The organism is Vibrio sp. 1641 (assembly GCF_033339995.1).
Taxonomy (GTDB): domain Bacteria; phylum Pseudomonadota; class Gammaproteobacteria; order Enterobacterales; family Vibrionaceae; genus Vibrio; species Vibrio alginolyticus.
In genome coordinates this window covers 1-572 of record NZ_JAWOVP010000382.1, presented here as the reverse complement: position 1 = coordinate 572, position 572 = coordinate 1, and the positions used below count along the sequence as shown (strand labels likewise).

At 44.6% G+C, this 572-nt stretch carries 1 protein-coding gene; it reads left to right on the top strand.

Annotated elements, in window-relative coordinates:
* On the top strand, nucleotides 1-494 hold a 494-nt coding region (locus tag R7Z47_RS26100; RefSeq protein WP_318130932.1), incomplete at its 5' end, for a transaldolase family protein.
* Nucleotides 495-572: the final 78 nt, after the last annotated feature.

Here is a 572-nt window from a genome sequence, read left to right as displayed (position 1 = left end):
TGGTGAGCACAACTGTAGAAGGCATGGTGGAAGAAGCGCGCCAAATCCATGAATTACCTTATGATATGGTCGTCAAAGTGCCAGCAACCGAAACAGGCTTATCGGCAATTAAGTTAATGAAAAAAGAGGGAATTCAAGTACTCGCCACTGCTATTTACTCTGCTCAGCAAGGTTTCCTTGCGGCATTGTGCGGCGCTGACTATCTTGCGCCTTATGTGAACCGTATTGATGCGATGAACGGAAACGGTGTAGAAGTGGTCGCAGACCTGCAATTGCTACTGGATCAAAACCAACTGCCTGCAAAAATTTTGGCAGCGAGTTTTAAGAATACCCAACAAGCGATGGAAGTGATGAAGTTAGGTATTGAAGCGATCACCTTACCTGTCGATGTGGCCGCGCAGATGTTTTCTCATCCATCAGTTCAGCCGGCTGTCGATCAATTTGATAAAGACTGGAAATCCGCATTTGGCAACAAACTTTCATTTGAAAGTTAAGCATAAAATTATCGAAAGTCCCGTTCCTCCTCGATCGAGGGGCTTTTGATATGGGAATCTCTGAGAAAAAGTAACATT